The organism is Nocardioides caeni (assembly GCF_004912195.1).
GTDB classification, from domain to species: domain Bacteria; phylum Actinomycetota; class Actinomycetes; order Propionibacteriales; family Nocardioidaceae; genus Nocardioides; species Nocardioides caeni.
Window position 1 is genome coordinate 1,618 of the sequence record NZ_STGW01000015.1, and the last position, 24,150, is coordinate 25,767.

Annotated in this window: 20 protein-coding genes; 10 read left to right on the forward strand and 10 right to left on the reverse strand. The window is 71.5% G+C overall.

Annotated features, from left to right (window positions below; genetic code table 11):
- From E9934_RS19720 to E9934_RS16645, 3 genes are all read right to left on the reverse strand, one after another.
- On the reverse strand, positions 1-3,883 hold a 3,883-nt coding region (locus E9934_RS19720), incomplete at its 3' end, for a coiled-coil domain-containing protein (RefSeq protein ID WP_202977364.1).
- Between the two features lie 30 nt (positions 3,884-3,913).
- Positions 3,914-4,780 (reverse strand): mycothiol synthase, encoded by an 867-nt coding sequence (mshD, locus tag E9934_RS16640; protein WP_238695021.1) that lies wholly within the window; start codon positions 4,778-4,780, stop codon positions 3,914-3,916.
- Between the two features lie 194 nt (positions 4,781-4,974).
- Positions 4,975-5,709, reverse strand: a complete 735-nt coding sequence (locus E9934_RS16645; protein WP_136564028.1) for a response regulator transcription factor — start codon at positions 5,707-5,709, stop codon at positions 4,975-4,977.
- Positions 5,710-5,837: 128 nt separating this feature from the next.
- On the opposite strand from E9934_RS16645, the gene E9934_RS16650 reads away from it, so the two are divergent.
- On the forward strand, positions 5,838-6,113 hold the full coding sequence (locus tag E9934_RS16650; protein WP_238695022.1) for a MoaD/ThiS family protein: 276 nt from the start codon (positions 5,838-5,840) through the stop codon (positions 6,111-6,113).
- A 96-nt stretch (positions 6,114-6,209) separates the two neighbouring features.
- Positions 6,210-7,571, forward strand: a complete 1,362-nt coding sequence (locus E9934_RS16655; RefSeq protein ID WP_136564029.1) for an O-antigen ligase family protein — start codon at positions 6,210-6,212, stop codon at positions 7,569-7,571.
- Between the two features lie 29 nt (positions 7,572-7,600).
- On the opposite strand, the gene E9934_RS16660 is transcribed toward E9934_RS16655, so the two are convergent.
- Both E9934_RS16660 and E9934_RS16665 read right to left on the reverse strand, forming a co-directional pair.
- Positions 7,601-8,404, reverse strand: coding sequence for an FkbM family methyltransferase (locus E9934_RS16660; RefSeq protein WP_136564030.1), 804 nt, complete (start codon positions 8,402-8,404; stop codon positions 7,601-7,603).
- Positions 8,405-8,407: 3 nt separating this feature from the next.
- A complete protein-coding gene (locus tag E9934_RS16665) occupies positions 8,408-9,478 on the reverse strand; it encodes an acyltransferase family protein (RefSeq protein ID WP_136564031.1) in 1,071 nt (356 codons plus the stop codon).
- A gap of 162 nt (positions 9,479-9,640) precedes the next feature.
- Here E9934_RS16665 and E9934_RS16670 point away from each other — a divergent pair, with 162 nt between their 5' ends.
- Entirely contained in the window at positions 9,641-11,623 is a 1,983-nt protein-coding gene (locus tag E9934_RS16670; protein WP_136564032.1) for an LTA synthase family protein, read from the forward strand.
- A 36-nt stretch (positions 11,624-11,659) separates the two neighbouring features.
- On the opposite strand, the gene E9934_RS16675 is transcribed toward E9934_RS16670, so the two are convergent.
- Entirely contained in the window at positions 11,660-12,703 is a 1,044-nt protein-coding gene (locus tag E9934_RS16675) for an acyltransferase family protein (RefSeq protein ID WP_136564033.1), read from the reverse strand.
- A gap of 136 nt (positions 12,704-12,839) precedes the next feature.
- On the opposite strand from E9934_RS16675, the gene gmd reads away from it, so the two are divergent.
- The 4 genes from gmd to E9934_RS16695 are packed head-to-tail and all read left to right on the forward strand — an operon-like array spanning position 12,840 to position 16,415.
- Positions 12,840-13,820: a GDP-mannose 4,6-dehydratase gene (gene gmd / locus E9934_RS16680; protein ID WP_136564034.1), complete on the forward strand. Its 981-nt coding sequence runs from the start codon at positions 12,840-12,842 to the stop codon at positions 13,818-13,820.
- The gene (locus tag E9934_RS16685; protein WP_136564035.1) at positions 13,817-14,806 is read left to right on the forward strand and encodes a GDP-mannose 4,6-dehydratase; all 990 of its coding nucleotides are present in this window, start codon (positions 13,817-13,819) and stop codon (positions 14,804-14,806) included. Before gmd ends, E9934_RS16685 begins: the two co-directional genes overlap by 4 nt.
- A 5-nt stretch (positions 14,807-14,811) precedes the next feature.
- Positions 14,812-15,570, forward strand: coding sequence for a class I SAM-dependent methyltransferase (locus tag E9934_RS16690; RefSeq protein ID WP_158295042.1), 759 nt, complete (start codon positions 14,812-14,814; stop codon positions 15,568-15,570).
- Between the two features lie 53 nt (positions 15,571-15,623).
- Entirely contained in the window at positions 15,624-16,415 is a 792-nt protein-coding gene (locus E9934_RS16695; RefSeq protein WP_136564037.1) for a class I SAM-dependent methyltransferase, read from the forward strand.
- Here the strand turns inward: E9934_RS16695 and E9934_RS16700 are convergent.
- Positions 16,394-17,311: a class I SAM-dependent methyltransferase gene (locus E9934_RS16700; RefSeq protein WP_136564038.1), complete on the reverse strand. Its 918-nt coding sequence runs from the start codon at positions 17,309-17,311 to the stop codon at positions 16,394-16,396. The genes E9934_RS16695 and E9934_RS16700 overlap by 22 nt on opposite strands.
- A 13-nt stretch (positions 17,312-17,324) precedes the next feature.
- The gene (locus tag E9934_RS16705; protein WP_158295043.1) at positions 17,325-18,572 is read right to left on the reverse strand and encodes an acyltransferase family protein; all 1,248 of its coding nucleotides are present in this window, start codon (positions 18,570-18,572) and stop codon (positions 17,325-17,327) included.
- A 155-nt stretch (positions 18,573-18,727) separates the two neighbouring features.
- On the opposite strand from E9934_RS16705, the gene E9934_RS16710 reads away from it, so the two are divergent.
- Positions 18,728-20,047 (forward strand): lipopolysaccharide biosynthesis protein, encoded by a 1,320-nt coding sequence (locus E9934_RS16710; RefSeq protein WP_136564040.1) that lies wholly within the window; start codon positions 18,728-18,730, stop codon positions 20,045-20,047.
- A 71-nt stretch (positions 20,048-20,118) separates the two neighbouring features.
- On the opposite strand, the gene E9934_RS16715 is transcribed toward E9934_RS16710, so the two are convergent.
- Both E9934_RS16715 and E9934_RS16720 read right to left on the reverse strand, forming a co-directional pair.
- The gene (locus E9934_RS16715; RefSeq protein ID WP_136564041.1) at positions 20,119-21,195 is read right to left on the reverse strand and encodes a glycosyltransferase family 4 protein; all 1,077 of its coding nucleotides are present in this window, start codon (positions 21,193-21,195) and stop codon (positions 20,119-20,121) included.
- 3 nt (positions 21,196-21,198) lie between these two features.
- Positions 21,199-21,729 (reverse strand): WcaF family extracellular polysaccharide biosynthesis acetyltransferase, encoded by a 531-nt coding sequence (locus tag E9934_RS16720; RefSeq protein WP_202977365.1) that lies wholly within the window; start codon positions 21,727-21,729, stop codon positions 21,199-21,201.
- Between the two features lie 79 nt (positions 21,730-21,808).
- Here E9934_RS16720 and E9934_RS16725 point away from each other — a divergent pair, with 79 nt between their 5' ends.
- Together E9934_RS16725 and E9934_RS16730 are read left to right on the forward strand one after the other, a co-directional pair.
- The gene (locus E9934_RS16725) at positions 21,809-23,044 is read left to right on the forward strand and encodes a glycosyltransferase family 61 protein (protein WP_136564043.1); all 1,236 of its coding nucleotides are present in this window, start codon (positions 21,809-21,811) and stop codon (positions 23,042-23,044) included.
- A complete protein-coding gene (locus E9934_RS16730) occupies positions 23,041-23,934 on the forward strand; it encodes a class I SAM-dependent methyltransferase (RefSeq protein ID WP_136564044.1) in 894 nt (297 codons plus the stop codon). Before E9934_RS16725 ends, E9934_RS16730 begins: the two co-directional genes overlap by 4 nt.
- Positions 23,935-24,150 lie beyond the last annotated feature (216 nt).

Sequence of the window (24,150 nt, forward strand, 5' to 3'; positions counted from 1 at the left end):
GGACGTCGGGGGAGATCTCCTCGACGTCCTCGCTCTCGTCGATGCCGAGATCCATCGACTCCGACGCCTCTGCCGAGGCGCGCCACCGGGCGACCAGGCTGTGGTCGGGGTCGGTGAGCGGGTCCGCGCCGGTCGCCGTCGCCTGCCACTGCTCGAGGAGCGACAGCGGGCGGTCGTCCTGCTCGGTGCGCTCGACGGACTCCAGACCTGCCTGCGCGTAGGCGTCGTCCTCGTCGACCAGACCGGCTTCGGAGTCCCCCTCGTCGTCGGAGCTGAGCAGGAAGTGCGCCGCCGTGGGCACCACCAGGGCGGCGGGCTCTTCGGCCACGGGCTCCTCAGCGACGGGTTCCTCGAGGATCGGTTCCTCGAGGATCGGTTCCTCGAGGACCGGCTCCTCGACGGCGGGCTCCTCGGCCACGGGCTCCTCGACGGCGGGCTCCTCGGCCACGGGCTCCTCGACGGCGGGCTCCTCGGCCACGGGCTCCTCGACGACAGGCTCCTCGACGACAGGCTCCTCGGCCACGGGCTCGTCGATGACGGGCTCTTCGACGGCAGGCTCTTCGACGGCAGGCTCTTCGACGGCCGGCTCTTCGACGGCAGGCTCTTCGACGGCCGGCTCTTCGACGGCAGGCTCTTCGACGGCGGGCTCTTCGACGGCGGGCTCTTCGACGGCAGGCTCCTCGACGGCAGGCTCTTCGACGGCAGGCTCTTCGACGGCAGGCGCGTCGGCCAGTCCAGCCACGGCCTCGGGCGCGTCGGGGGCATCCAGACGAGCCCGGATGGCGGCCAGCTGGTCGGCGAGGCCCGCGGCGGTCGCGGCAGCCTCGGCGCGGCTCTGGGAGGCATCGGCGAGGAAGCGCTCGCGGTCCTCGGCGAGCGCGGCAGCGCGGGCCTCGGCAGCGGCGCGGGCGTCGGCCTGCTCGGCGGCGGCCTGCTCGGCGGCTGCGGCCTCCGCGCGGATCTGGGACGCATCGGCCAGCGCGCGCTCGCGGTCCTGGGCGAGCTCGGCAGCGCGGGCCTCGGCGGCGGCCCTCGCCTCGGCCTGCTCGGCGGCGGCCTGCTCGGCAGCCACCCGGGCGCGGGCGTGCTCCAACGCTGTCTCCCGCGCCTGGACGAGCTCGGACTGCAGCGCGTCCAGCGCCTCGACGTGTGCGGAGGCAGCCTGCTCCAGCTCGGCCAGAGCGGCCGACGCCTTCGCCTCGGCCTCGGTGCGGGCCTGGGTCGCCTCGGCGGCGAACTCGGCGGCCAGGGCCATCGCCTCGGTGGCTGCCTTCTTCTCCTCGGCCAGCGCGGCGGCGGAGTCATGGGCGGCAGCCGCCGCGGCCTGGGCTTCGCGAGCGAGGTCGAGCTGCTCGCGGGCGGCGACCTCGGCGAGCCGTCGTGCCTCGTGTGCCTCCTCCGCGAGACGCGCCTGCTGGGCGGCGGACTCGTCGGCGGCGACGCGCGCGGCGACCTGGACCTCGGCCCGGGACGCGGCATCCTCGGCACGCCGCTCTGCCGCCTCGGCGGTCTCCATGGCGATCCGGGCGAGGTCGGCCTGCTCGAGCGCGGCCTGCTCGGCGGCTGCTCGCGCCTGGTGCGCTTCCTGGGCGAGGCGGGCGTGGTCGGCCGCGGCCTGCTCGGCCACGGCGCGCTCCTCGACGGCCTGTCGCGCCATCGCGCCGTGCTCCTCGGCGCTGGCCGCGGCCTGCTCCGCCAGCAGGCGGGCGCGCTCCTCGGCGGCCTCGGCGGCCTGGTGCGCCTCCTGGGCGAGGGCGGCCTGCTGACGCGCGGCCTCCTCGGCGAGTGTGCGGGCCTGCGCGATCTCGGTCGACGTACGTTCGGCCGCTTCGCGCTCCTCGAGCATGCGGCGCGCGAACTCGGCGTGCTCCGCCGCGCTGACGGCTGCGGCCTCCGCCATGACGCGGGCGCGGTCCTCGGCGGCGGCGCGGTCCTCGTGGGCCTGCCGTGCGGCGACGGCATAGCTCTCGGCGGCGTGCTCCGCCTCCTGGCGCGCAGCCGCGGCGGCGGCGGCCTGGGCTGCCTGCTCGCGGGCGTTGGCCTCGGCCTGCTCACGCTCGGCGTGGGCCGCAGCGGCCAGACGCGCCTGCTCGACGGCGTGGCGCTCGGCCTCCTCGCGGCGCGCCGACTCGGCGTCGGCGAGCTCGGCGCGCTCGCGGGCGGCGCGCTCGGCTGCCTCGCGGGCGTTGGCCTCGGTGCGGGCCAGCTCCTCGGCCTCGGTGCGGGCGCGGTGCGCCAGCGCTGCGGTCTCGGCCTGCTCCTGGGCGAGGCGGTCGGCCTCGGCCCTGGCCTCGTTGGCGCGCTGCGCGGCCTCCTCGGCCGCGATCCGCTCGGCTGCCTGGGTGGCGGCCGCCAGCTCGGCGTCGCGACGCAGACGAGCAGCCAGTGCGGCGACGACCTCGGCGTTGGCGGGGCCTTCGGCGTCGACGGCCTCGCCGTCGCCGCTCTGCGGCGCGATCTCGTCGGTGTCGGCGGCGGGAGCAGCCAGCTCGGCCTCGATCTCGGCGCGGGCGTGGGCCAGCACCTCCGACGGCCTGAGCGGCACCTCCGGCGCTGCGTCGACCTCGGGGATGCGCTCCTCGAGCAGCGGGGGTTCCACCACCTCGGGCAACGGGCGGGCGTCGGCGCGGGGAGCGGCCGAGGCTGGCGTACGGCGACGCAGTCGCGCGAGTCCGCGGGGGGCGGCCACCGGCGTGGGCTCCGCGAAGCCACCGTCCATCGCGGCCGCGATGACCCGCTGCCCGGCCTCGTCCTCGGTGATCGGCTGCACCGGTCCGGCCGTCGTGCGGGCCGCGGACGCGTCATCCACCACCGGCTCGTCCACCGGCTCGTCCACCGGCTCGTCGTCGGGCTCCTCGGCGTCCTCTGCCTCGTCGGCCGGCTCAACCGCCGGCTGCTCGACTGGCTCGTCTGGCTCGACTGGCTCGACTGGCTCGTCAGCCTCGTCAGCCTCGTCGGCGGCGGCCGGGGCAGGGAGCTCGTCCGTGGGAGCGACGGCGCCCTCGGCGGCCTGCGCCGTCGCCGCGTCGTCCAGGTCGAGCCAGATCTCGGCAGTCAAGGGGTCACTGGGGTCGACCACGGCAGCGGCCGGCTCGGCCGGCGTCGCCTCGGCTGCGGGCGCTGTCGAGGCGGGCGGCAGGTCAGAGGTCGCTGCTGCGGGCGCCGTATCGCGGCGGGTTGCGCGCTCGATGATGGAGGACCAGTCAGTCAGGTCGGCCGGGTCGCTGCCCCCGCCGGTCGGCTGGTCGTCGGGACCCGCGGCCTGCTCGGCGTCTGCCGTGGTCGACTCCGTGGTCGACTCCGTGGTCGACTCCTCCGTCGGGTCGAGGTCCTCGGGCTCGCCGCTCGCCTCGTCCTGCGCTTCGCGCAGCCGGTCCAGGCGCGCGGAGAGTCCACGGTCGCGTGAGCCGGCGGGCTCGAAGGTCTCCGCGACCTCCGGGTCGGCGGTGACGCGGGGCGCGACCGAGCGGTCGATGACCGCGAGCCAGTCGATGTCCTCGTCGGACACGGTCGGCGCGGCAGCCTCGGGGCGGACCGGTGACTCGGTCGTCGGCTCCGCCGCGGTCTCGAGGTCCACGTCGGCCGGCGGCTCCAGCACCGCGTCGGTGTCGTCGTTGCCGTCGACATCGTCGGCGTTGCTCTGCTCGCCGGGCAGGGTGTCGGACTCCGCCTCGATCGCGTCGGCCGTCTGCTCCGCCGGCAGCGAGGTGTTGCTCAGGCGCATCAGCTCGGCCGCGTCGTCGGCATCCATCTCCCCGACAGCGGGCGTCTCGTCATCGTGACGGCGCCACAGCCGTCCGCGCCGCCCCCGGCCGCGCCCGGAGCGCGACTCGTCGAGCCCGGAGCCGTCGCGGCCCGGCTCGTCATCGGTGGCAGAGCTCATGGAAGGTCAATCTACTCAGGCGGCCCGGAGTTACGCCGGAATGTCCGGATCGTCCGCTCGTCGGTACTGGACATGGGTATCGGCCAGAGCATGGCCGAAGCCGAGCGATTCGTACATCCGACGTGCCGCAGCGTTGTCGGACTCGACGTAGAGATGGATCTCGTCGACCCCGCGCGAGGTCAGGTGCCGTAGCCCCGCGAGGGTCAGCAGGCGGCCCAGGCCGCGCCCCTGGGCGTTCGGCGAGACGGCGACGACGTAGACCTCGCCCGTCGCGGCGTCGTGCTGCTTGGTCCAGTGGAAGCCGAGCAGCTCGCCGTCGTCCTCGACCGCCAGGAGCAGGCCTGCCGGGTCGAACCACGCCTCGGCGCGCCGCTCCGCGAAGCCGGCGACGTCGAGGGCGCCCTGCTCGGGGTGATCGGCGAAGGCCGCGGCGTTGACGGCGAGCACGGCGTCGGTGTCGCCGTCGCCGAAGTCGCGGATCCGGACTCCGTCGACCGGCCCCGCCTCCGGCAGCGGTACGACGGTGGGCCGGCGCATCACCCACAGCGCTCGTTCACGGGTGAAGCCGAGCCGGCCGGCCAGGGCGCCCGCGGCGGGGTGGTCGCCGTGGGACCACGCGGTCAGCGCACCCGGGGCGGTGGTCGCCAGGATGCCGAGCGCCCGGCCGTGGCCCTCCCCGCGGTGTGCGGGGGAGACGGCGAGGTCGAGCTCGGTGCCCCGGCGCAGCGCGAAGCCGCGGTTGTCGACCCAGTGCCCGATGCCGTCCAGGCCGTGGTGTCGCAGGCGCAGCGTGGCCGCCTCGTCCAGCGGGTCGACGCCGTCGTGCTCGCGGCAGGCGTGGCGGACGGCCTCGATCGCCGTGATCGCAGCCGGTCCGTCGAGCATGTCGCCGTTCACGTGCCGGACGCTATCGCGCCGCCACGAGCAGGTTCAGCTTGGATTCACCGATTTCCCGCTGCTGCGCGCCACCCGATGGAGCGTCGGCTGCGTTGCCGACGCTCGACAGACGGCCAGTCTGGCTTCGCGCCGGGCGCCTTGCCGCCGCACCCATCGGGTGACGCTCGCGACGCGGCAAATCGGTGATTCCAAGCTCAGGCCGGCTGGTTGTCCCGCCCGGCGATCCGCGCGGCGTCGTTGCTGGCGTCCTTGCTGGGCAGCACGAAGCGGTAGCCGACGTTGCGGACGGTGCCGATCAGCGTCTCGTTCTCGGGGCCCAGCTTGGCGCGGAGGCGACGCACGTGGACGTCGACGGTCCGGGTGCCACCGAAGTAGTCGTAGCCCCAGACCTCCTGCAGCAGCTGCTGGCGGCTGAAGACGCGGCCCGGGTGCTGGGCGAGGAACTTCAGGAGCTCGAACTCCTTGAAGGTGAGGTCGAGGACCCGGCCGCTGACCTTCGCGGTGTAGGTCGCGTCGTCGACGACGACCTCGCCGGAGCGGATGACGTGCGCCTCGGGGTCGGCCGCGTCGCGGGCGGCGTTGAGCCGGCCGATGGCGAGCTTGATGCGGGCCTCGAGCTCGGCGGGGCCGCAGGTGTGCAGCACGACGTCGTCCATGCCCCAGTCGTGGTTGACCACGGCCAGGCCGCCCTCGGTGGTGACGAGCAGGACCGGGACGTCGGTCCCGGTGGTGCGGATGAGCCGGCAGAGGTCGCGGGCGCTGGCGAGGTCCTGGCGACCGTCGACCAGCAGCAGGTCGGCGTCGGGGGCCTCGAGCAGGGCACTGCCCTCGGCGGGCAGGATCTTGACCTGGTGACCCAGGAGTGCGAGACCGGGCAGGACCTCGGCAGATGGCTGCAGCGCGCTGGTCAGTAGCAGCAGAGTGCTCACGGGGTCTCCTCACCGGCGTCGGCAACGCACACGCCTGTCGAGAGACCGAAACGCAACGCTGGGCCCCGGTCGGTTTTCGTGTAGGGAAGGATACCGACACATCGGCGCAACGGGGAAGGAGGTCGGCGATGAATGAGATGCAGGTCATCCGGGTCCGCTACTGGGCCGCGGCGCGCTCCGCGGCCGGCGTGGCCGACGAGCTGGTGGCCGTCCCCGGTCCGGTCAGCCTCGTCGAGCTGCGCGCGCGGATCGCGGACGCCCATCCCGGCTCGCGGCTGCCGGACGTGCTGGCGGTCTGCTCGGTGCTGGTCGGTGATCGGCCGGTCTCCTCGCTGGACCCGGAGACGGTCGTCGTACGCCCCGGGGACGAGGTCGAGTTCCTCCCGCCGTTCGCCGGCGGATGAGGGATCCGGCGTGGGCTTCGGGATGCTGCCGCGCGGACGCGGCCGCGGACACTAGACTCGCGCCGTCCAGGGTTCGGCATGGTGGAGGTGTGATCGGTGGCAGGTGGCACTGACACGTTCCACCGTCTGCGCACCTCGGTCGTCCCGACGATCCTGATCTGGGCGGTCATGGGCGGCCTGGTCGCTGCCTCGACGGTCTCGCTGATCGCCGGCATCGCGACGATCGTCGTCGCGCTGGGCGTGGTGCTGATCCTGACCTTCGGCACCGAGAAGATCGCCGCCGTCGGATTCATCGCGGCCGCCGGCTTCGGTCCGCTGCAGGGTCTGACGCTCCCCGGTGCCTCGTTCGTGACCGCGACCGACCTGCTCCTCGTGCTCTCGGCGTTCGTGCTGGCACCCTCGCTCGTCACGCGGCCGTTCAAGTCGCCGTGGCAGTTCACCATCGGCGCGGCGCTCTTCTTGATGATCGGGGTCGTCGCCTCGCTCGCGGCCCTCAACCCCGGGCCGAGCCTCTTCGTGTTCGTCCGCATCGTCATCGGGATGCTGTTCGTCCCGATCCTCTACCTCTGGTGGGCGCCCAACCGGGTCCAGATGCTGTGGTGCGCCGGTGCCTACCTCGTCGGCGTCTGCGTCGACATCGTCTATGCGCTCGCCGTGGGCCCGGACCCGAACCTGGGGCGCTATGTCGGACTCGCCGAGACGCCTCCCGCGTTCGGCTTCTCCGCGGTGCTCGCCATCTCCCTGGTGCCCTTCCTGTGGTGGGAGGCGGGCCTCTACCGGCGCATCTTCGTCGCGGGCGCGGCGCTGTTCGCCATCTATGGCATCTGGATCAGCGGCACCCGGTCGGCGCTCATCCTGTTGGCCGCACTCGTCGTGATCTTCCCGTTCCTCGAGCGCTCCCTCGTCGCCTTCGGCGGGCTGGCCGCCCTCGGCGCCGTCGGGTTGGTGATGTTGCCGCGGGTGATCGACCTCGACGGGACCAACGCGCTCGCCCGTCTGCTCGGTGGTGGCGGGTCGCGCGGCTCGGACCAGGCGCGACTCGACGGCCTGCGCAACGCGCTCGAGGTCATCGAGACCAGACCCCTGATCGGCAACGGCTTCGCCGACGTCACGGGTGGCGCCTACGGCTCGTTCCAGTCCCACAACATCTACACCCAGGTGACGCAGAGCGCGGGGCTGTTCATGCTCGTCGCGTTCCTGCTGCTGGTCTGGGCCTTCGTGCGCCCGCTGTTCCTGGCGCTGCCCGAATACCGACGCGTCGCCTACCCGGCGCTCGCCTACATCCTGGCGGGCCCGATCACCCCCAACCTGGGGAGCCGCTACGTCTGCGTCCTGCTGGCGCTGGCGCTCACGGCGACCGCCTTCATCCCGCGCAAGGACGGCGCGGAGGACGGCGGCGAGGACAACGTCGGGGACACCGCCGACGGCCCCGGGCCCCAGGCGATCGCCCGCGGCTGAGCCGCGGGCGAGAGCCGCTCAGCCGCGCATCAGGCCGGGTCGGGCAGCGGCGTCCGCGACAGCCACGCGGTGCCGAGACGATCGGTGACGGGCTCGTCGAGGACGACCTGGAGCCCGGCCGAGGCGAAGAACTCCTTCAGCTCCGCCCACGAGTGCCCGTCGACGGGGTGGTACTCGAGCACGACTCGCTGGACCGACGCCCACGCAGCCGGGTCGGACGGCAGCACGATGTCGTACTCCGCGCCCTCGGTGTCGATCTTGACCAGCGTGATGTCGCCGCCGGCCCGCTCCATCGCCGTCGCGAGCGACACGCAGGGGATCTCGATGACCTTGGTGCCCTCGGGGGCGGTCAGGCCGTTGAGCCCGCTGCCGCCGGCGTTGTCGGCGAACGACAGGGTGCCGTCGTACGACGTCACGCCCTCGTTGTTGAGGGTGACCCGGTCCTGCAGCCCGTTGCCGTCGATGTTGCGGCGGGTGAAGGCGGCCGTCGCGGGGGAGGCCTCATAGGTCCAGATCCGCGCGTCGGGCCGCTGCACGCTGAGGGCCGTCGTGAAGCAGCCGATGTGACCGCCGATGTCGAGCGCGCGGACGGTCGGCAGGTCCTGGGTGAACCAGTCGAGCCGGTAGGCGTTCTCGGCGAACACCTCATAGACCGGGACCCGCGCGCCGGCGATGTTGGGGCACGTGATCGTCAGCTCGCCGGTCTCGAACACCAGCTCGTCGCTGCGGCGGGCGAGCCCGGCAAGGAGGGTGGTGCCGTTCTCGAACGACGTCACGGTCTGGCGCAGGCGGCGCGCGGTGAGCGCGATGGGGCGTGCCGGGGGTCGGGCCACGTGTCAGATCCTCGCAGGTTCCAGATCGGGGGGAGGGGTGGACGGTCGTTTCTTCTTGCGTCCCAACCGGATGGCGGGGCGCTCCACGACGTACCAGGAGAAGTAGGCGAAGGGGAGCGTAGCGACCGCGACGATCGCGATGAACAGCCACTCGGGCATCGAGTGGTCGATCGTCCACACGGCGAGCAGCTGGGTGACGGGGTAGGCGTAGATGTAGACGCCGTAGGCGAGGTCGTTGGGGTTGCTGATCGTGGTGAAGCGCTTGCTGCAGGCCCCGTAGAAGAGGGCGTAGGTCAGCGGGAGCGCCGCGAGCAGGTGGAAGTAGCCGGTGATGCCGAGCACGACGCAGACCGCGATGCTCACCGCGAGCAGCCAGCGGCGCAGCGGGATCCGGTCGCGCATCAGGAAGAGGATCACGCCGGCCATGAAGAACATGCCGAGCCGGGCCGTCGGCTCGGCCAGGTTGATCCACGCGGGCGCATCGGTGCGGGCGTCGGTGTCGTGGGCGTCATAGATCCAGCCCTGGGCCATCGCGAGGCCGCGGATCCCGATGAAGACCGCCAGTGAGGCCCAGGCGGCGGCTGTCAGCCAGCGCCGGGGGAACATCGAGACCATGATCCCGAGGCCCATCCAGAGGCCGAACTCGAAGAAGAGGGTCCACGCCGAGAAGTTCCAGACACCCTCGACCGGCACGTCGGTCAGGGTGCCCTCGACGCCGAACTGGCGCAGCGCGAGCAACAGGTTGTTGCTGATGTAGCCGAGCGCGGAGTTCCAGTCGTAGGAGCTCTCGCTCCCGGCGACGATCAGGGACAACGGCCCGAAGAGGAACGCGACCATGACCAGCGACAGGATCCAGCCGGGATAGATGCGCAGCACGCGGCGGTAGAGATAGCTGCCGAAGCCGGACTCGCCGAGCCGGCTCATCACGATCACGTAGCCCGACATCCCGAAGAGTGCCGCGAGGGCGTAGGTCCCGACGGTGTCGTCGAAGCCGAAGTAGGGCATGTCGTCGTGGTAGCCACCGAGGGTGGTGCAGTGCACGACGAGGACGATGAAGGCGCACGCGAGGCGCATGGCATTGAGGCTGTTGGCTCTCGGGTCGAACGACGAGCCCAACGTCGGCCGGGGAGAGTCCTGGGGGGACGGCACGGGGTCACCTTAGTGGTCCAGACCGGTTTCGCCGGACGATTGCGACAACTCGCCAGATTCATGGCTGGATGACCTATCTTGTGGCCCGTGATTCCCCCCAAGGTCGCCCGCCTGCTCCCTCCTGGGCACTGGTTCTACCTGCTCTGCCTCCTGGTGCCGGTCGCGCTCGTCGATCTGGCCTGCCAGACGATGCGGTTGACGACCTGGGGGACGACCTTCGGGTCGCTCACCTACTTCGAGCAGATCCGCTCCGACGTGGTCTTCCATGTCGGTCACTTCGTCTTCTGGGTGGGGGTCTTCCACCTCGTGCAGGCGCCGAAGGCGCGGCGCCGGCTGACGATCCTCTTCCACGTCTGGTTCACGGTGCTGTCGTTCTTCATCGTGATCGCGCAGGTCTACTGGATGCAGCTCGACGTGGTCGTCACCTACCAGTCGATCCAGCTGGTCACGCTCCTGCTGAGCGTCAGCATGTTCAAGATCATCGCCGCCGAGATCAAGGGGATCGCGCTGCTGATCCCCGTCCTCGGCATCATCCTCGCCAACCGGCTGCCGCTGCTGATCAACCGTCGCCGTTGGGAGCCGCGACGGCTCTCGACCCCGGCGCCCGAGCTCACCGAGCTCACCGAGGGCGACGGGGGCGACGGGGGCGACGGGGAGCCTGAGTCCCGCACCCCCCGCCGTTTCGTCGCGATCTGGAGCGCCGCCCTCGTCGTACTGCTGGTCGCGGCGCTGCTGCCGGACGGGCAGGGCACCACCAACGCCACCCGCAACCGGGTGCTGGCCATCCCAGCCCAGGCGATCTCCGACGTCCTGCGCGGTGACCCCGACGGCTACGTCGCGCCCAACGAGGACGACCTCCCGATCCACACCGACCTGGTGCCCACGAGCGAGACCCGGCAGCGCAACGTCGTGATGATCATGCTGGAGTCGACCAGCTGGCACGCGACCACCCTGGGCACGCCCGAGCGCGCGACGACGCCGTTCCTGGCCGAGCTGGCGCAGGACAGCCTCGAGGGCACGCGGGCCTACACGACGGTCCCGCACACGTCGAAGGCGCTGGTCGGCGCCAACTGCGGTGTGATGCCGCCGCTCGACACCGGCAACACCGAGGTCAAGCCCGGCGGGATCGGCTCCCGCTGCCTGGCGTCGTTGCTGGCCGACGAGGGCTACGCCACCGCGTTCTTCCAGACCGCGACGGAGAATTTCGAGCACCGCGGGCCGCTCGTCGAGGCGTTCGGCTTCCAGGAGTTCTCCGGACTCGAGTCCTACGAGGACAAGTCCGGCTTCGACGAGACCAACACCCTCGGCTACGAGGACGACCTGATGCTGCAGCCGTCGCTGGACTGGGCGGTCGAGCAGAAGGACGCCGGCAAGCCGTTCATGCTCGAATACATGACGCTCACCGCGCACACCCAGTACGTCCTGCCGGAGGGCTTCGAGGAGATCGACTACGTCGACGACCCCATCGAGAACCTCTACCTCAACACCGTGCGCTACCAGGACGAGTTCGTCCAGCAGGTCGTCGAGGGCTTCAAGGAGCTCGGCCTCTACAAGGACACGGTCTTCGTGATCATGGGCGACCACGGCGAGGGCTTCCGCGAGCACGGCCGCCGCCTGCACAACGACACGATCTGGAACGAGGGCACCCAGATCCCCTACCTGATCCACGCGCCCGGCCTCATCGAGGGCCAGAAGGTCGAGACGCCCTTCCAGGCGTTGGCGACGCTGCCGACGGTGGCCGACCTCCTCGGCTACGACATCAAGGGCGGCACCTATCCGGGCGCCTCCGTGCTCGCCGACCCGTCGACGTTCCCGCGTCTGTTCATCAGCTGCTGGAGCAACCAGCAGTGTGCGACCACGATCGACCCGCAGACGCTGAGGCAGTACATCTACTTCTACGGCTTCCACGCCTCGGAGTACTACGACCTCGGCAAGGACCCGCTGCAGGAGAACGACCTGCACGACGAGCTCGACGGCGACGAGCGCGAGGAGCTGGAGAACTACATCCTGCGCCAGGACGCCGAGACCAAGGCCCGCAACAAGCTGAGCCGGGAGCTGGCCGCAGAGTGACGAGCTGCCCGGTCGGCTGCCGGTTCGGCTGCCCGGTCAGTTGCCCGTCGTCGCCGTCGTACGACGCCGGGCGAGCCGCTCGCTGAAGGCGATCGGCTTGACGTCGCCGGTGAGCCAGGGCAGCCAGCCGCGTGACTGCAGGAGCAGGCACAGCGCGATCGGCACGAGGTAGGCGACGAGGAAGTCCGGCCATCCGCCGTCCCAGTCGGTGCCCATCGCCAGCAGCAGCACGGGGTGCAGGAACATAGCGAACGTGGCCGTGCCGGCGACCTTCACCAGGAACGGGCCGACCTGCTCGGGGATGAAGCGCTCGAGCGACTCGCAGAGCAGGAGCAGGCCGATCGAGAAGGTGGCGCCGACGACGAGGCCGGCCACGGGGAAGCCGAAGTCGGCCGTCTTGACCTCGATGATCGTGCCGTCGAGGTCGTGCGAGGCGCCGAGGGCGATCGCCGCGGCCGAGGCGCCGGCGAGGAGGAGCCCCGTCACGAACGGGTGGGTGATCCGGGCCCGGTAGCGCTTGAGCTCCTGGCCGGCGGCGATGAACAGCAGGCAGGCCAGCGCCAGACCGGAGCCCAGCGGCCCGAACCACAGCAGCGTGGGCGCGACCACGGTGACGACCAGGGTCAGGCCGATCACCAGCCAGGTCCACTTCCGGGCGTAGCCTCCGAGGAAGCGCATGATCAGGCAGGCGCAGAACATCACGCTGAAGAACCAGCAGGCGCTGTAGGGGATCGGTGCGAACTGGGCGCCGTAGGCGAAGGCCGGGAGGAAGACGGCGGCGGCCTTCGCGTCCTCGGTGAAGGCCCAGGCGAAGAACGGGATCGAGATCAGCACCATCCAGCACACGAAGGGCACCATCAGGGTGCTCGCGCGGTGGTCGAACTCCTTGGCCATCGTCCGCTTCTCCGACCACAGGTAGCCGGTGAGGACGAAGAAGACCGCGATGGCCCACGGGCAGGCGATCTGGGCGACGAAGCCGTCCGGGTCGTACCAGGTGTGGCGGAGCACGACGATGAAGATCGCGATGACCCGGACGAGGTCGATGGCGATGCTTCGGCGGCGGGTGGTGCTGGTGCTCACGAGAGGGACAACTGCCGATCCGGTGGGTGGTCACGTCGAACCGTCTCAAAGTAGCCCGAAACAGGGCTGCACCCCCGCTATGCTGACCCGGCTCACCCTCGGGCACTCCCCCCACTCGAGCCAGTCAAAGGCGGACATGAAGCGCGCGTTCATCACCGGAATCACGGGTCAGGACGGTTCCTACCTCGCCGAATTGCTGCTCGAGAAGGGCTACGAGGTGCACGGCCTGGTGCGTCGCTCCTCGTCGTTCAACCGCGGCCGGATCGACCCGATCTGGACGACCCACCCGCAGGCGGCCGATCACCTGCACCTGCACTACGGCGACATGACCGACGGCGTCAGCCTGGTCAACCTGATCCGTGACATCGCCCCCCACGAGGTCTACAACCTCGCGGCGCAGAGCCACGTCAAGGTCTCCTTCGAGATGCCGGAATACACCGCCTCGGCCGACGGCATCGGCACGATCCGGCTCCTCGAGGCGATCCGGCAGGCGGGCCTGGAGAGCCGCTTCTACCAGGCGTCGACGTCGGAGATGTTCGGCGCGACCCCGCCCCCGCAGGACGAGCAGACGGCGTTCTACCCGCGCTCGCCCTATGGCGCGGCGAAGCTCTACGCGCACTGGGCGACGGTCAACTACCGCGAGGCCTACGGCATGTATGCCGTCTCCGGGATCCTGTTCAACCACGAGTCGCCGCGTCGCGGAGAGACCTTCGTGACCCGCAAGATCACCCAGGCGGTCGCCCGCATCAAGCTGGGGCAGCAGGACCGGCTGGTCCTCGGCAACCTCGACGCGGTCCGTGACTGGGGCTACGCCAAGGAGTACGTCGAGGGCATGTGGCGGATGCTGCAGCACGACGAGCCGCAGACCTTCGTGCTCGGCACCGGGGTCGGCGCGACGGTCCGCGAGTTCTGCCAGACGGCCTTCGAGCACGTCGGCCTCGACTGGGAGGCGCACGTCGACTACGACGAGCGCTACGAGCGTCCGACCGAGGTCGACGCGCTCATCGCCGACCCCAGCAAGGCGATCGACATCCTGGGGTGGAAGGCGACCACGCACGCCCGCGAGCTCGCCACGCTGATGGTCGACGCCGATCTCGAGCTGTTCTCGCGGGGATGACACGCAGGGTCCTGGTCACTGGCGTGACGGGACAGGACGGCGTCCTGCTGGCCCGTCGGCTGCAGGCTGCCGGTGACACGGTCATCGGCACGGTGCGGCCGGCGACCACGTCGCCGATGCAGACCTACCTCGACGGTGTCGAGCTGGTCGATCTCGACCTGAGGGACCCGGCGGGACCGGAGAAGGTCGTCGAGGCCGTCGCGCCCGACGAGATCTTCCACCTCGCCGGCTTCACCTCGGTCCGGGACAGCTGGGACGCGCCGGAGGAGGTCACGGAGGTCAACGTGGCCGCGGTGGAGCGGTTGCTGGGTGCCGTGGAGCGTCACGCGCCCGACAGCCGGGTGTTCCTCGCGTCCAGCTCGGAGGTCTACGGCCCCGACGCGACCAACCCGCAGACCGAGGAGACCCCGCTCGCGCCCGTCAGCCCCTACGGACAGGCCAAGGCCCGGCTGCACGGCCTCGCCGCCGACCACCGGGCGGCGGGCCGTCACGTCAGCGTCGGGGTCCTCTACAACCACGAGAGCCCGATCCGCGGCACCGGCTTCGTCACCCGGCGGATCAGCCGCCGGGTCGCGCAGATCGCTGCCGGCCGGGCCGACCGCCTCACCCTCGGCAACCTCGACGTCTCCCGCGACTGGGGGGCCGCCACCGACGTCGTCGACGCCATGGTGCGGATGGTGCGCGCGGACACTCCCGGCGAGTACGTCGTCGCGACCGGTGTCCTGCACACCCTGCGTGAGCTGGTCGAGGCCGCCTTCGCGGTCGCCGACCTCCCCGAGCCCTGGACGTACGTCGAGCAGGACCCTGACCTCGTCCGGCCGGTCGACGCCCCGGGCGCCTGCGGCGACCCCTCGCGCGCCCGGACGGCGCTGGGGTGGGAGCCGACCACCACGTTCGCCGAGGTGGTGGGCGCGATGGTGCGCGCCGACCAGGAGCGGCTGCGCCGCGGCATCGACGAGCACCCCGACTACCTCTCCGTAAGGTGACGACCGTGACCGAGCCCTACCGTCCCAGCGACGCGACCCTGCGCTTCTATCCCGAGGCAGCGGTCGGTGGCTATCCGCACGTCGACGGCGAGATCGAGTTCTATCTCCGGGTGGGCGCGCTCGTCGGCCCGGAGAGCCGGGTGCTGGACCTCGGCGCCGGTCGTGGCCAGTGGGCGGTCGAGCCGGCTCCGCGCACGCGACGCGACATCCGCAACCTGCGGGGTCGGGTCGCCGAGGTCGTCGGCTGCGACGTCGACCCCGCGGTGCTCGACAACCCCGCGCTCGACCACGCGGTCGTGGCGCCGATCGGTGAGCCCCTGCCGTTCGACGACGACTCCTTCGACCTCGTCATCGCCGACTACGTCCTGGAGCACGTCGCCGCCGAGGACGTCGACCAGTTCGTGGCCGAGATCCTGCGGGTGCTCAAGCCCGGCGGCTGGTTCGCCGCCCGCACCCCCAACAAGTGGGGCCTGATCGGCCTCGCGGCACGAGCCGTGCCCAACAGCCTGCACACGCGGGTCCTGAGCCGGGTCCAGCCCGAGCGCAAGGACATCGACGTCTTCCCGACGCGCTACGCGATGAACACCCGGCGCAGGCTGCGTGAGCTCTTCTCCGGCCACGAGCTGTTCGTCTACGGCGACGAGGCGGTGCCGACGTACTTCGAGCAGCACCGCGCCGCCTGGCTCGCCGCATCGCTCTATGGCCGGCTCACGCCGCGCCGGATGTCGTCGACCCTGCTGGTCTTCGTCCGCACCGCATCGTGACGAACACCGCCGAACCGACTGTCGACCTCCACTGATTCGACTAGCCTGTGCGCGTGCCGAGCCCCGAGAACCCGATCTGCGCGGTCTGTTCGACGTCGCTGGACCTGTTCGACCGGGCCCTCCTCCTGCGTCGGCACGAGGTCGACCTCTTCCGGTGCCCGCAGTGCGGCCTGATGGCGTTCCCCGACCCGTGGTGGCTCACCGAGGCCTACGAGAGCGCCATCTATGACGGCGACCAGGGCCTGCTGCGGCGCAGCCGCCTGCTGTCGCGGGTCACGGCGACGCTGATCCGTGCGGAGGGCCTCGGCGCGGGACGCTTCCTCGACTGGGGCGGCGGCTACGGCACGCTGACGCGGATGATGCGCGACAAGCACCTCGACTACTACACGGCCGACGCCTACGCGACCAACATCCTCGCCCCCGGGTTCACCGGTGACGAGAAGGAGACCTACGACCTGGTCACGGCCTTCGAGGTGCTGGAGCACCTGCACGACCCGATGGAGCAGCTCGCCACGGTCACTTCCCACAACGACCGCTTCTTCTTCACGACGGTGCTGCACGACATGAAGGCGCCGCCGCGACCCGGGACCTGGTGGTACTACGCCCTGGACTCCGGCCAGCACATCGCCTTCCACACCAAGCAGTCACTCGCCATCCTCGCCGAGCGGATGGGCTACTCCGTGACCAGCGACGGCGACAACTACCACCTGTTCCACCGCGGCCCCGTGCGTCCCGCGACCCGCCTGCTCCTCTCGGAGCGGGCGGCCGGGGCGAAGCGCCGCGGGGTCGAGCTCGCCCGGACCATGACCGGGCGGCGCCCAGATCAGCCCGGGATGCGCGCGTAGACGTCGAGGACGTTGCGGAAGAACAGGTCGCGGTCGAGCAGGGCGTTGACCGGACGCGACGCGCGCTCGGCGGCCTTCTCGGAGATGCCGAGGGAGTGCAGGTAGCTCGCGGTCGTCAGTGAGTAGCGCACGTGCGGCTCGATCGAGACGACCTCCCAGCCGAGTCGCTCGAGCGTGGCCCGCATGCTCTTCACGGTGTGCAGGCTCATGTGGTGCATCGCCATCCGGCGATCGGTGATCCGCGACGCCCGGCCCTTGGTGGCGTCGTGGGCGACCATGCCCATGCCGTCCATCTTCGACCAGCGGGGGGTCTGCAGGAACATCAGGCCCCCGGGCTTCAGCACCTTCTTGACGTCCTCGAGCAGGACGTCGCCGTCGGGCACGTGGGCCAGCACGCACCACAGCGTGACGGCGTCGTGGAGACCGGCGTCGAGGGTCGCGAGGTCTCCCTTGTGGAGCTCCACCTTGTTGCGCTCCCACGCCATCTCGATGGCGCCGCTGGAGAGCTCGTTGCCGGCGGGGGCGAAGCCGCGCTCGCGAGCCATCGCGAGGAAGCCGCCGTCGCCCGCGCCGACGTCGAAGAGGCTGCGGCCGGGCTTCGGGCCGACGAGCTGGTCGATGCGCTCGAGGACCTCGGCGTGGCTGCTGTCGATGACCTCGGGGCGGGTGATGTCGGTGAAGGCGGCGTAGGCGTCGGCGTCCATGTCGTAGTCGCTGACCACGGCATCGAGGGAGAGCCGGTCGCGCAGGAAGCGCAGCCCGCAGTCGCGGCACTGGAGGATGACGAAGCCGGTGCGGCCCGACGGCGCGTGCGTGCGGACGTCGCGGCTCCTGCAGGCCAGGCAGGTGTCCACCGTGACCAGGGAGTCGGCGGGCGGTGCGGGGGGACTGTTCATGGTTCCTCGGAGTCTACGGGCGATCGGCCGGTCGAGCCGGCTCGGCGGCAGGGGTGGAGCTGTGCTTGCGGCGCATCGCGGGTGCCTCGATGAAGCGGAAGCCGAGAGCGCCCAGGATCAGGGTCGGCACGCACACCATCACCATCGACACGGCCCAGCCGCCGAGCGTGGTGTAGGTCGCCGCGTCGACGTGCAGGCGGAAGAACCAGATGACGACGAAGTGCCACAGATAGACGCTGTAGCTCCACTCGCCGGTCAGCCGGAAGAGCGGACTCTCCAGCACGCGGACCATTGCGCCGACGTGGCGCGGCGGGTGCGGCAGCCGCAGCACCACCAGCAGGCCCAGGCAGGTCACGCCGGTGGCGACGGAGATCCAGTCGGTCCCGCGCGTGGCGAGGATGCCGACCAGGCCCGCCAGCAGGACCGCCCAGGCGGCGCGTCGCGTGTGCGCCGTACGACGGTCGCCGACCGCCGCGTGGGCGCTGACCAGGACCACGGCGATCATGCCGAAGGCGATCAGGTCGCCCTGCACGGCGATGGAGCGGTACCACACCGCTGCCCACGTCGAGCCGGAGTGGAGCTCCTCGACCGAGCGGCCGCTGCCGGAGACGTAGGAGGAGTAGGCGTAGCGGCTGATCGAGCAGGCGACCAGCATCAGCAACGGCGGCAGCAGCGCGGCGACGAGCGGCGGCAGGCGACGGGCCAGCCACACGCCGAGCAGCCCCAGGAAGGGGAGCACCAGATAGAAGGTGAACTCGGTGATCAGCGACCACGACACCCCGAGCCCCGTGAAGATCGTCGACGGGAACCAGCCCTGGACCAGGAACAGGTTGGCCAGGAAGGTCACCGGATCGGTGAGGTGGCCGAACTGCGACGGGTGCCCGCCGATCGGCGCCGGCCCGTCGGTCGTCTTGACGGTGATGCCGATGATCGCCGCGGCGATCAGCACGAACGTGTGGGCGGGATAGATGCGCAGGATGTGGTTGCGGATGTAGGTCGGGATCTGTGGCGCGGCCCGACCGCGCATGATGGCCGCCACCCACGGTCCGTAGAGCAGGAAGCCGGACAGGGCGAAGAAGAGGGTCAGGCTCTGCAGGAGGATCGCCGTGAGCTTGCCGACGACGGCCTCGGCGCCGACCGGGCCGACGAGCAGCAGCGACGCGTGCCCGATCATGATGGCGAGGGCGGCGCCGCCGCGCAGCCCGTCCATGCCGTCCATCCGCCGGCCCGTGGCGGGCGGCGGGCGGGTGGAGTCGACCATCTGACCTCCGGCATCGACACGTTCCGGGCTGGGGGGAGCGCCCGGCGGCGACAGCATAGTCACGCTCGGGCCTCTTGCGTGGCCGATCCAGCAGGCGTCTAGACCTTTTCGCTCATGTCCGTCCGTGACACCGGGTGTTGCCCTAGGGTGGCGCGGTGCCGCAACCCCAGGAGACCGACGTGCCGTCGGTCCGGAGCCGCGGTCTCGCCGCCTTCCTGTCGATCGCCGCGACCGGCTTCGGCATCCAGATCCTGACCGTCCTCTCGGGCCCGCTGGTCGCCCGGATGCTGGGTCCGGACGGGCGGGGCCTCATGGGCATGCTGGTGGCCGTCGCGTTGCTCTGCTCGCTCCTCGGCGTGGGTGGGCTGCCGGCCGCGATCGCGCATGCCGTCGCCGCCAAGGACGCCCCCGCCCGCGACGTCGTCCGCGGCAGCCTCGGGCGCTGGCTCGCGTGGATGGCCCTGCCCTCCCTGCTCGCCGCGGGCATCACCGCCTGGTTCGTCCGCGACCAGGCCCACCAGGTCTGGCTGTCGGTCCTGGGTGGGGTGCTCACCTATCTGCTGGCGGCCAACTTCCTGCTCTCGGCGATGGTGCTGGGCGAGGGCAACGTCCGCAAGGTCAACATCCAGCGCGTGGCCGGCATGGCGTCGTACGTCGGGGTGGTGCTGGTCCTCTTCCTGGTCCACCCGACCGAGAGCGCCGGCGTCATCGTCGGCATCTATGCCCTCTCCCTGGTCGGCGGGGCGTGGATGTGCCTGGCGTTCCTCAAGCCCGCCGCCAACGACCCGACGGCACGGGCCGAGCCGGCCGAGGTGCACGCCTTCGCGCGCAAGGGCTGGGTCAGCGGGCTCAACGCGCTCGACGGACTGGGCGCCGACCAGCTGCTCGTCGGCGTCGTCCTCGGCCAGGTGGCGCTCGGCTTCTATGCGGTGTCGGTGTCGATCGCGAGCTTCTCGTCACTGGTCCTCGGCGGTGTCGCCGCCGTGCTGCTGCCGCGCATGGTCGCGGCCGGGGCGCAGGCGTCCGTCGCCGTGATGCGCGGCTGGCTCGCCATCGCCCTGGTCCTCGACGTGCTGATGGTCGTCGGCATCGTCGTCGTGGTGGGCCCGGCGATCCGGATCTTCTTCGGTCACGAGTTCGAGCCGGCCATCGAGGTCACCCGGGTGCTCGCCGTCGCCTGGGGCGTCCTCGCGATGCGCCGCGTCCTGACCGCCGCCGCCCAGGCCCAGGGCAAGGTCGCGACCGCGTCGGTCGCCGAGGCGACGGCCACCGTCCTCTTCCTCGTCGGCGCGATCCCCGCGATGCACGTGTGGGACCTCGAGGGCGCCGGCTTCGCCATGCTCCTCGCCGGCGGCGTCTTCTGTGTGTGGATCAGCTGCGCCCTGTCCTGGCGCCGCCCCGCCGACCACCCGCTGGACGAGGTCGAGCTCACCGATGTCGTGGAGATCGACGACGGCGAGCACCTCCACCCCTGACCCGCACGAGGTGCGCCGCTTTCTCGCACGAAGTACGCCGGTCTCTCGGCCGAGGTGCGCCGGTCTCTCGCCTAGCGGGGCGCTCCGGCCAGCTCGGCCACCATCAGCTCCCGCATCACGCTCGCGGTGTGTGCCCAGGTGAAGTCGGCGGCGTGGGCCCGGGCCTCGACGACCCGCTCCGGCCCCCAGGCCTCGCAGCGCTGGACCGCGTCGGCGAGCGCCGGAGCGTCCCAGCCGTCCATGACCTCGGCGTGGCCAGCAGTGACCTCGACCAGCGCCGGCTCGGGCGTGATGACGACGGGGATGTCCATCCGCATCGCCTCCACGGCGGGCATGCCGAAGCCCTCGAAGTCGGACGGGAAGACCACCATCCCGGCGCCGGCGAAGACCTTGCGGAATTCGTCGTCCGGCAGCCAGTGCATGGCCGTGACGCGGTCGGTGAGGCCGAGGTCGGCGATCTTCTGCTCGACCTGGGGTCGCACCGATCCGCCGAGCCCGACGATCCGCAGCGGCCGGGTGTTGCCACGCTTCTCCAGCTCGCCCCAGGCGTCGATGACGAGATCGACGTTCTTGTTGCCGTACTGACCGAAGGCCAGGGCGTAGTCGCCGGGCACGTGGGGTCGCGGCCAGCCGTCGACGTGGTCTCCGCCGAGGTAGGCCAGCACCACGGGACGGTCCGCGAGGTGCGGGCGCGACGCGAGCAGGTCCTTGCGGGTGCGGTCGGAGATGCAGCCGATCGCCGCCGCCTGCTCCCAGCGATAGCTGAAGCGCCGCTGGATGCGGTTCATCCGGCTGAACTGCTCCGGACGCAGCTCGTGGCGCAGGTCGTAGGCGATGAGGAACTTGGGGCACGGCATCTTCACGATGGCCGTGGTCGGCAGCGTCGCGAGCAGCGCGTCGGCGCCGATCTCGCGAGCCAGGCGGGGCAGGACCGTGTTCTGCCGGTGGATGCGGCTGATCGTCTGGCTCCGACCGAACGGGACCTGGTGGACGATCACCCCGTCGGGCACCGTCAGCTCCGCGTTGGGCCCGACCGCGAGGTGCAGCTCGTCCTCGGGGGCGTGCTCGAGCCAGCCCTCGAGGAGGTGCTCGGACACGATGGCCAGCGACTGCCCGGTGATGGGCAGTCCGTCGAAGAGGATCTTCACGACTCAGTACACCGTCCCGATGTGGACGACGGTCCCCGCCGGGACGTCCTGTCGTACGACGGCACGGGCCGCCACGACGCTGCCCTCACCGACCACGGTGCCGCGCAGCACGAGGGCGTCGGCGGCGATCCACGCGCCGTTCTCGATGGTGATGGGTCCGTTGTCGCAGCGGAAGTCCGACGAGCGGTGGTCGTGGCTGCCGGAGCAGAGGAAGGCTCCCTGGGACAGGCAGACGTCGCTGCCGATCCGGATCGGCTCCACGTTGTAGATCCAGGAGTCCTCGCCGATCCACGAGTCGTCGCCGATCGCGAGCTTCCACGGCCACGTCACGCGGACGCCGTGACGGATGACGACGCCCGTGCCGATCTCGGCGCCGAACGCGCGCAGCACGGTCGGACGCAGCCGGCGGGGGAACCACCACTTCTTGAAGAACAGGTGCTGCACGGCGAACCAGATGGCCAGCCAGTGCGCTCCGCGGCCCTTGTCGTAGCCGCCCGGAGGGAAGGTGGCGAGGCGTGGATAGCTGACGGTCACGGCGTGCATCCTGCCACGCCGGGGACGGGTCCTGCGGTTGTTCGGTCTAGACCGGCCCGAACGCCCTACACTCTGCCCGGTGAGCCGACTGCCGAGCGTGTTGCAGCCGGCGTGGCCCCTCTTCAAGCGTCTCTACCGCTGGGCCACGCTGCTGACCGGAGTGGTGGCTCGCCGACTCTCGCGACTGGTGCCCGGCCGGGCCCTGCCGCAGCGGTCCCACCCCACCTCGGCAGCGACCGCCGCGGCCGAGCCGGACGGCGTCCGGCTGCACCGCGGCAGCCATGCCGAGCAGATCCGGCGTCAGCCGCCGGCGGGCGATCCGGCAGGTCACTGGCGGATGACGGACGCCCGCGAGTGGGACGTCCCCGAGCAGTACGTGCTCGAGATGGCCGGGGGAGCGGTCGCCGGTGACTGGGGGGCCGTCGTCACTCCCGGAGGCGCTCTCGACATCGAGACCAGCGAGTACTTCGGCATCGAGTCGTGGCGCGAGCACCCCGTCTTCCTGGCGAGCAAGCTGCCGCCGGTCGTCGAGGTCGACGGCCCGGTGGTCGCGCTGAGCACCCGCGGCGGCAACCGGAACTACTACCACTTCCTGATGGACGTGCTGCCGCGCTGGGGCGTGTTCACCGAGACGGTGCCCGGCGTCGAGCCCGACGCGATCGTCGTCTCCGCGTCCACCCGCTACGAGAAGGAGCTGCTCGCGCTCACCGGCCTCGACCGCCACCGGATCATCGAGGTCGTGCCGCAGGCGACAGTGCGCTCGCCGCAGCTCTATGTCCCGTGCCTGCAGAACCCCCGTGAGATGGCCCCACGGTGGACCGTCCAGTGGTTGCGCGCCCAGCTGCCGCCCCAGCAGCTGGAGGGCCGCCCGAAGCGCCTCTACGTCACGCGCCTGGGCGGCCGCAACACCCGACGTCTGGTGCAGGAGGAGCAGGTGTGGGCGGCGCTCGAGGAGCGCGGCTTCGTCCGCATCGACCCCGGCACCCTGACGGTGCAGGAGCAGATCGACCACTTCGCCGCAGCCGAGGTCGTCGTCGGCCTCCACGGCGGCGCGCTCGCCAACCTGCTCTTCTGCTCGCCCGGCGCCCGCGTGCTGGAGATCTTCCCCGTCAACTACGTCAAGCACTGCTACTGGTCGATCTGCGCCAGCCTCGACGACGTCACCTATGAGTACGTCGTCGCCGGCCGTCCCGACCAGCACGGACGCGACAACCCGATGACCGGCATCCAGGCCGACATCGACATCGACCCCGCGCGGGTCGTCACCGCCGTCGACCGACTGCTCGTCGGTCACGCCATCGAGGAGAGCCCATGAGCCAGTCCCGCAGCCAGTCGATCGGCCGCCGTGCCCGTCTCCTGCCGCTCTATGCATCGTGGGCCGTGCGCGGCCTGTGGCCGACCCGCAAGGTCACCCGCCACGTCCAGGGCGTCGACCTCGTCCTGCCGTGGTCGCACCGGCTTCCCGACTACGCGAAGTTCTCGCCCGACTACGGGCAGAACCTGGTGCAGCTGGCCGCCGCCATCGCCCGTGAGGACGGCGCGCCGCTGACCATGCTCGACATCGGTGCCAACGTCGGCGACTCGGCCGTCCAGGTGCTCCACGCGGCCGACGGCAGCGTGCTGTGCGTCGAGGGCGACGCCTACTACCTGGAGTTCCTCCACGCCAACGTCGACAAGGACGCCCGCGTCGTCGTCGAGGAGTCGCTGGTCGTCACCGACGGCTCGGACTCCCTGGTCGCCGTACGCTCCGGCGGCACCTCGCGCTTCGAGGAGTCGACGTCGGGCGCGAAGGTCGCCACCCTCAGCCCGGAGGCCCTGCGCGCCAAGTACCCCGCCTTCGACGGCCTGCGCCTCATCAAGTCCGACACCGACGGCTACGACGTCACCCTCGTCCCCGCCGTGACCCGCGCCTGGCAGCCCGCCACCCCCGTCCTCTTCTTCGAGTACGACGAGCGGCTCAGCGCCAAGGCCGGCAACGACGCCGCGCAGGTCTGGCCGGAGCTGGCCGGCCTGGGCTACGCCCACGTGGGCATCTGGGACAACGCCGGCGAGCGGATCGGCCTCGTGCCGATCGCCGACGTCCCCGGCCGCCTCGGCGAACTGGCCGCGGGCATCGAGTCCGGCGCGTTCCACTACTGGGACGTCGCCGTGACCCACGCCGACGACGCCACCGGCACCGCGGCCCTGCGGAGCCTGTTCGCCTGACCGGCGGACTGGGGTGGGTCGGCGCCTGCGGCGCCTCCCGTGGCGTCCCCCGGCGGCGCAGAGCGGGGCCCCCGCCCTCGGCCACTCATCGGCGCGGCTGACTGTTGTTTCCAGCCGAGGGCACCCCGATGCGCCGGCGGGGGTCGCCCCGTCCGGCACCACCGCCGCCGCCCCGCCCCTGGTGGTCGAGGAGCCCCGCGAGGGACGAGCGGGGCG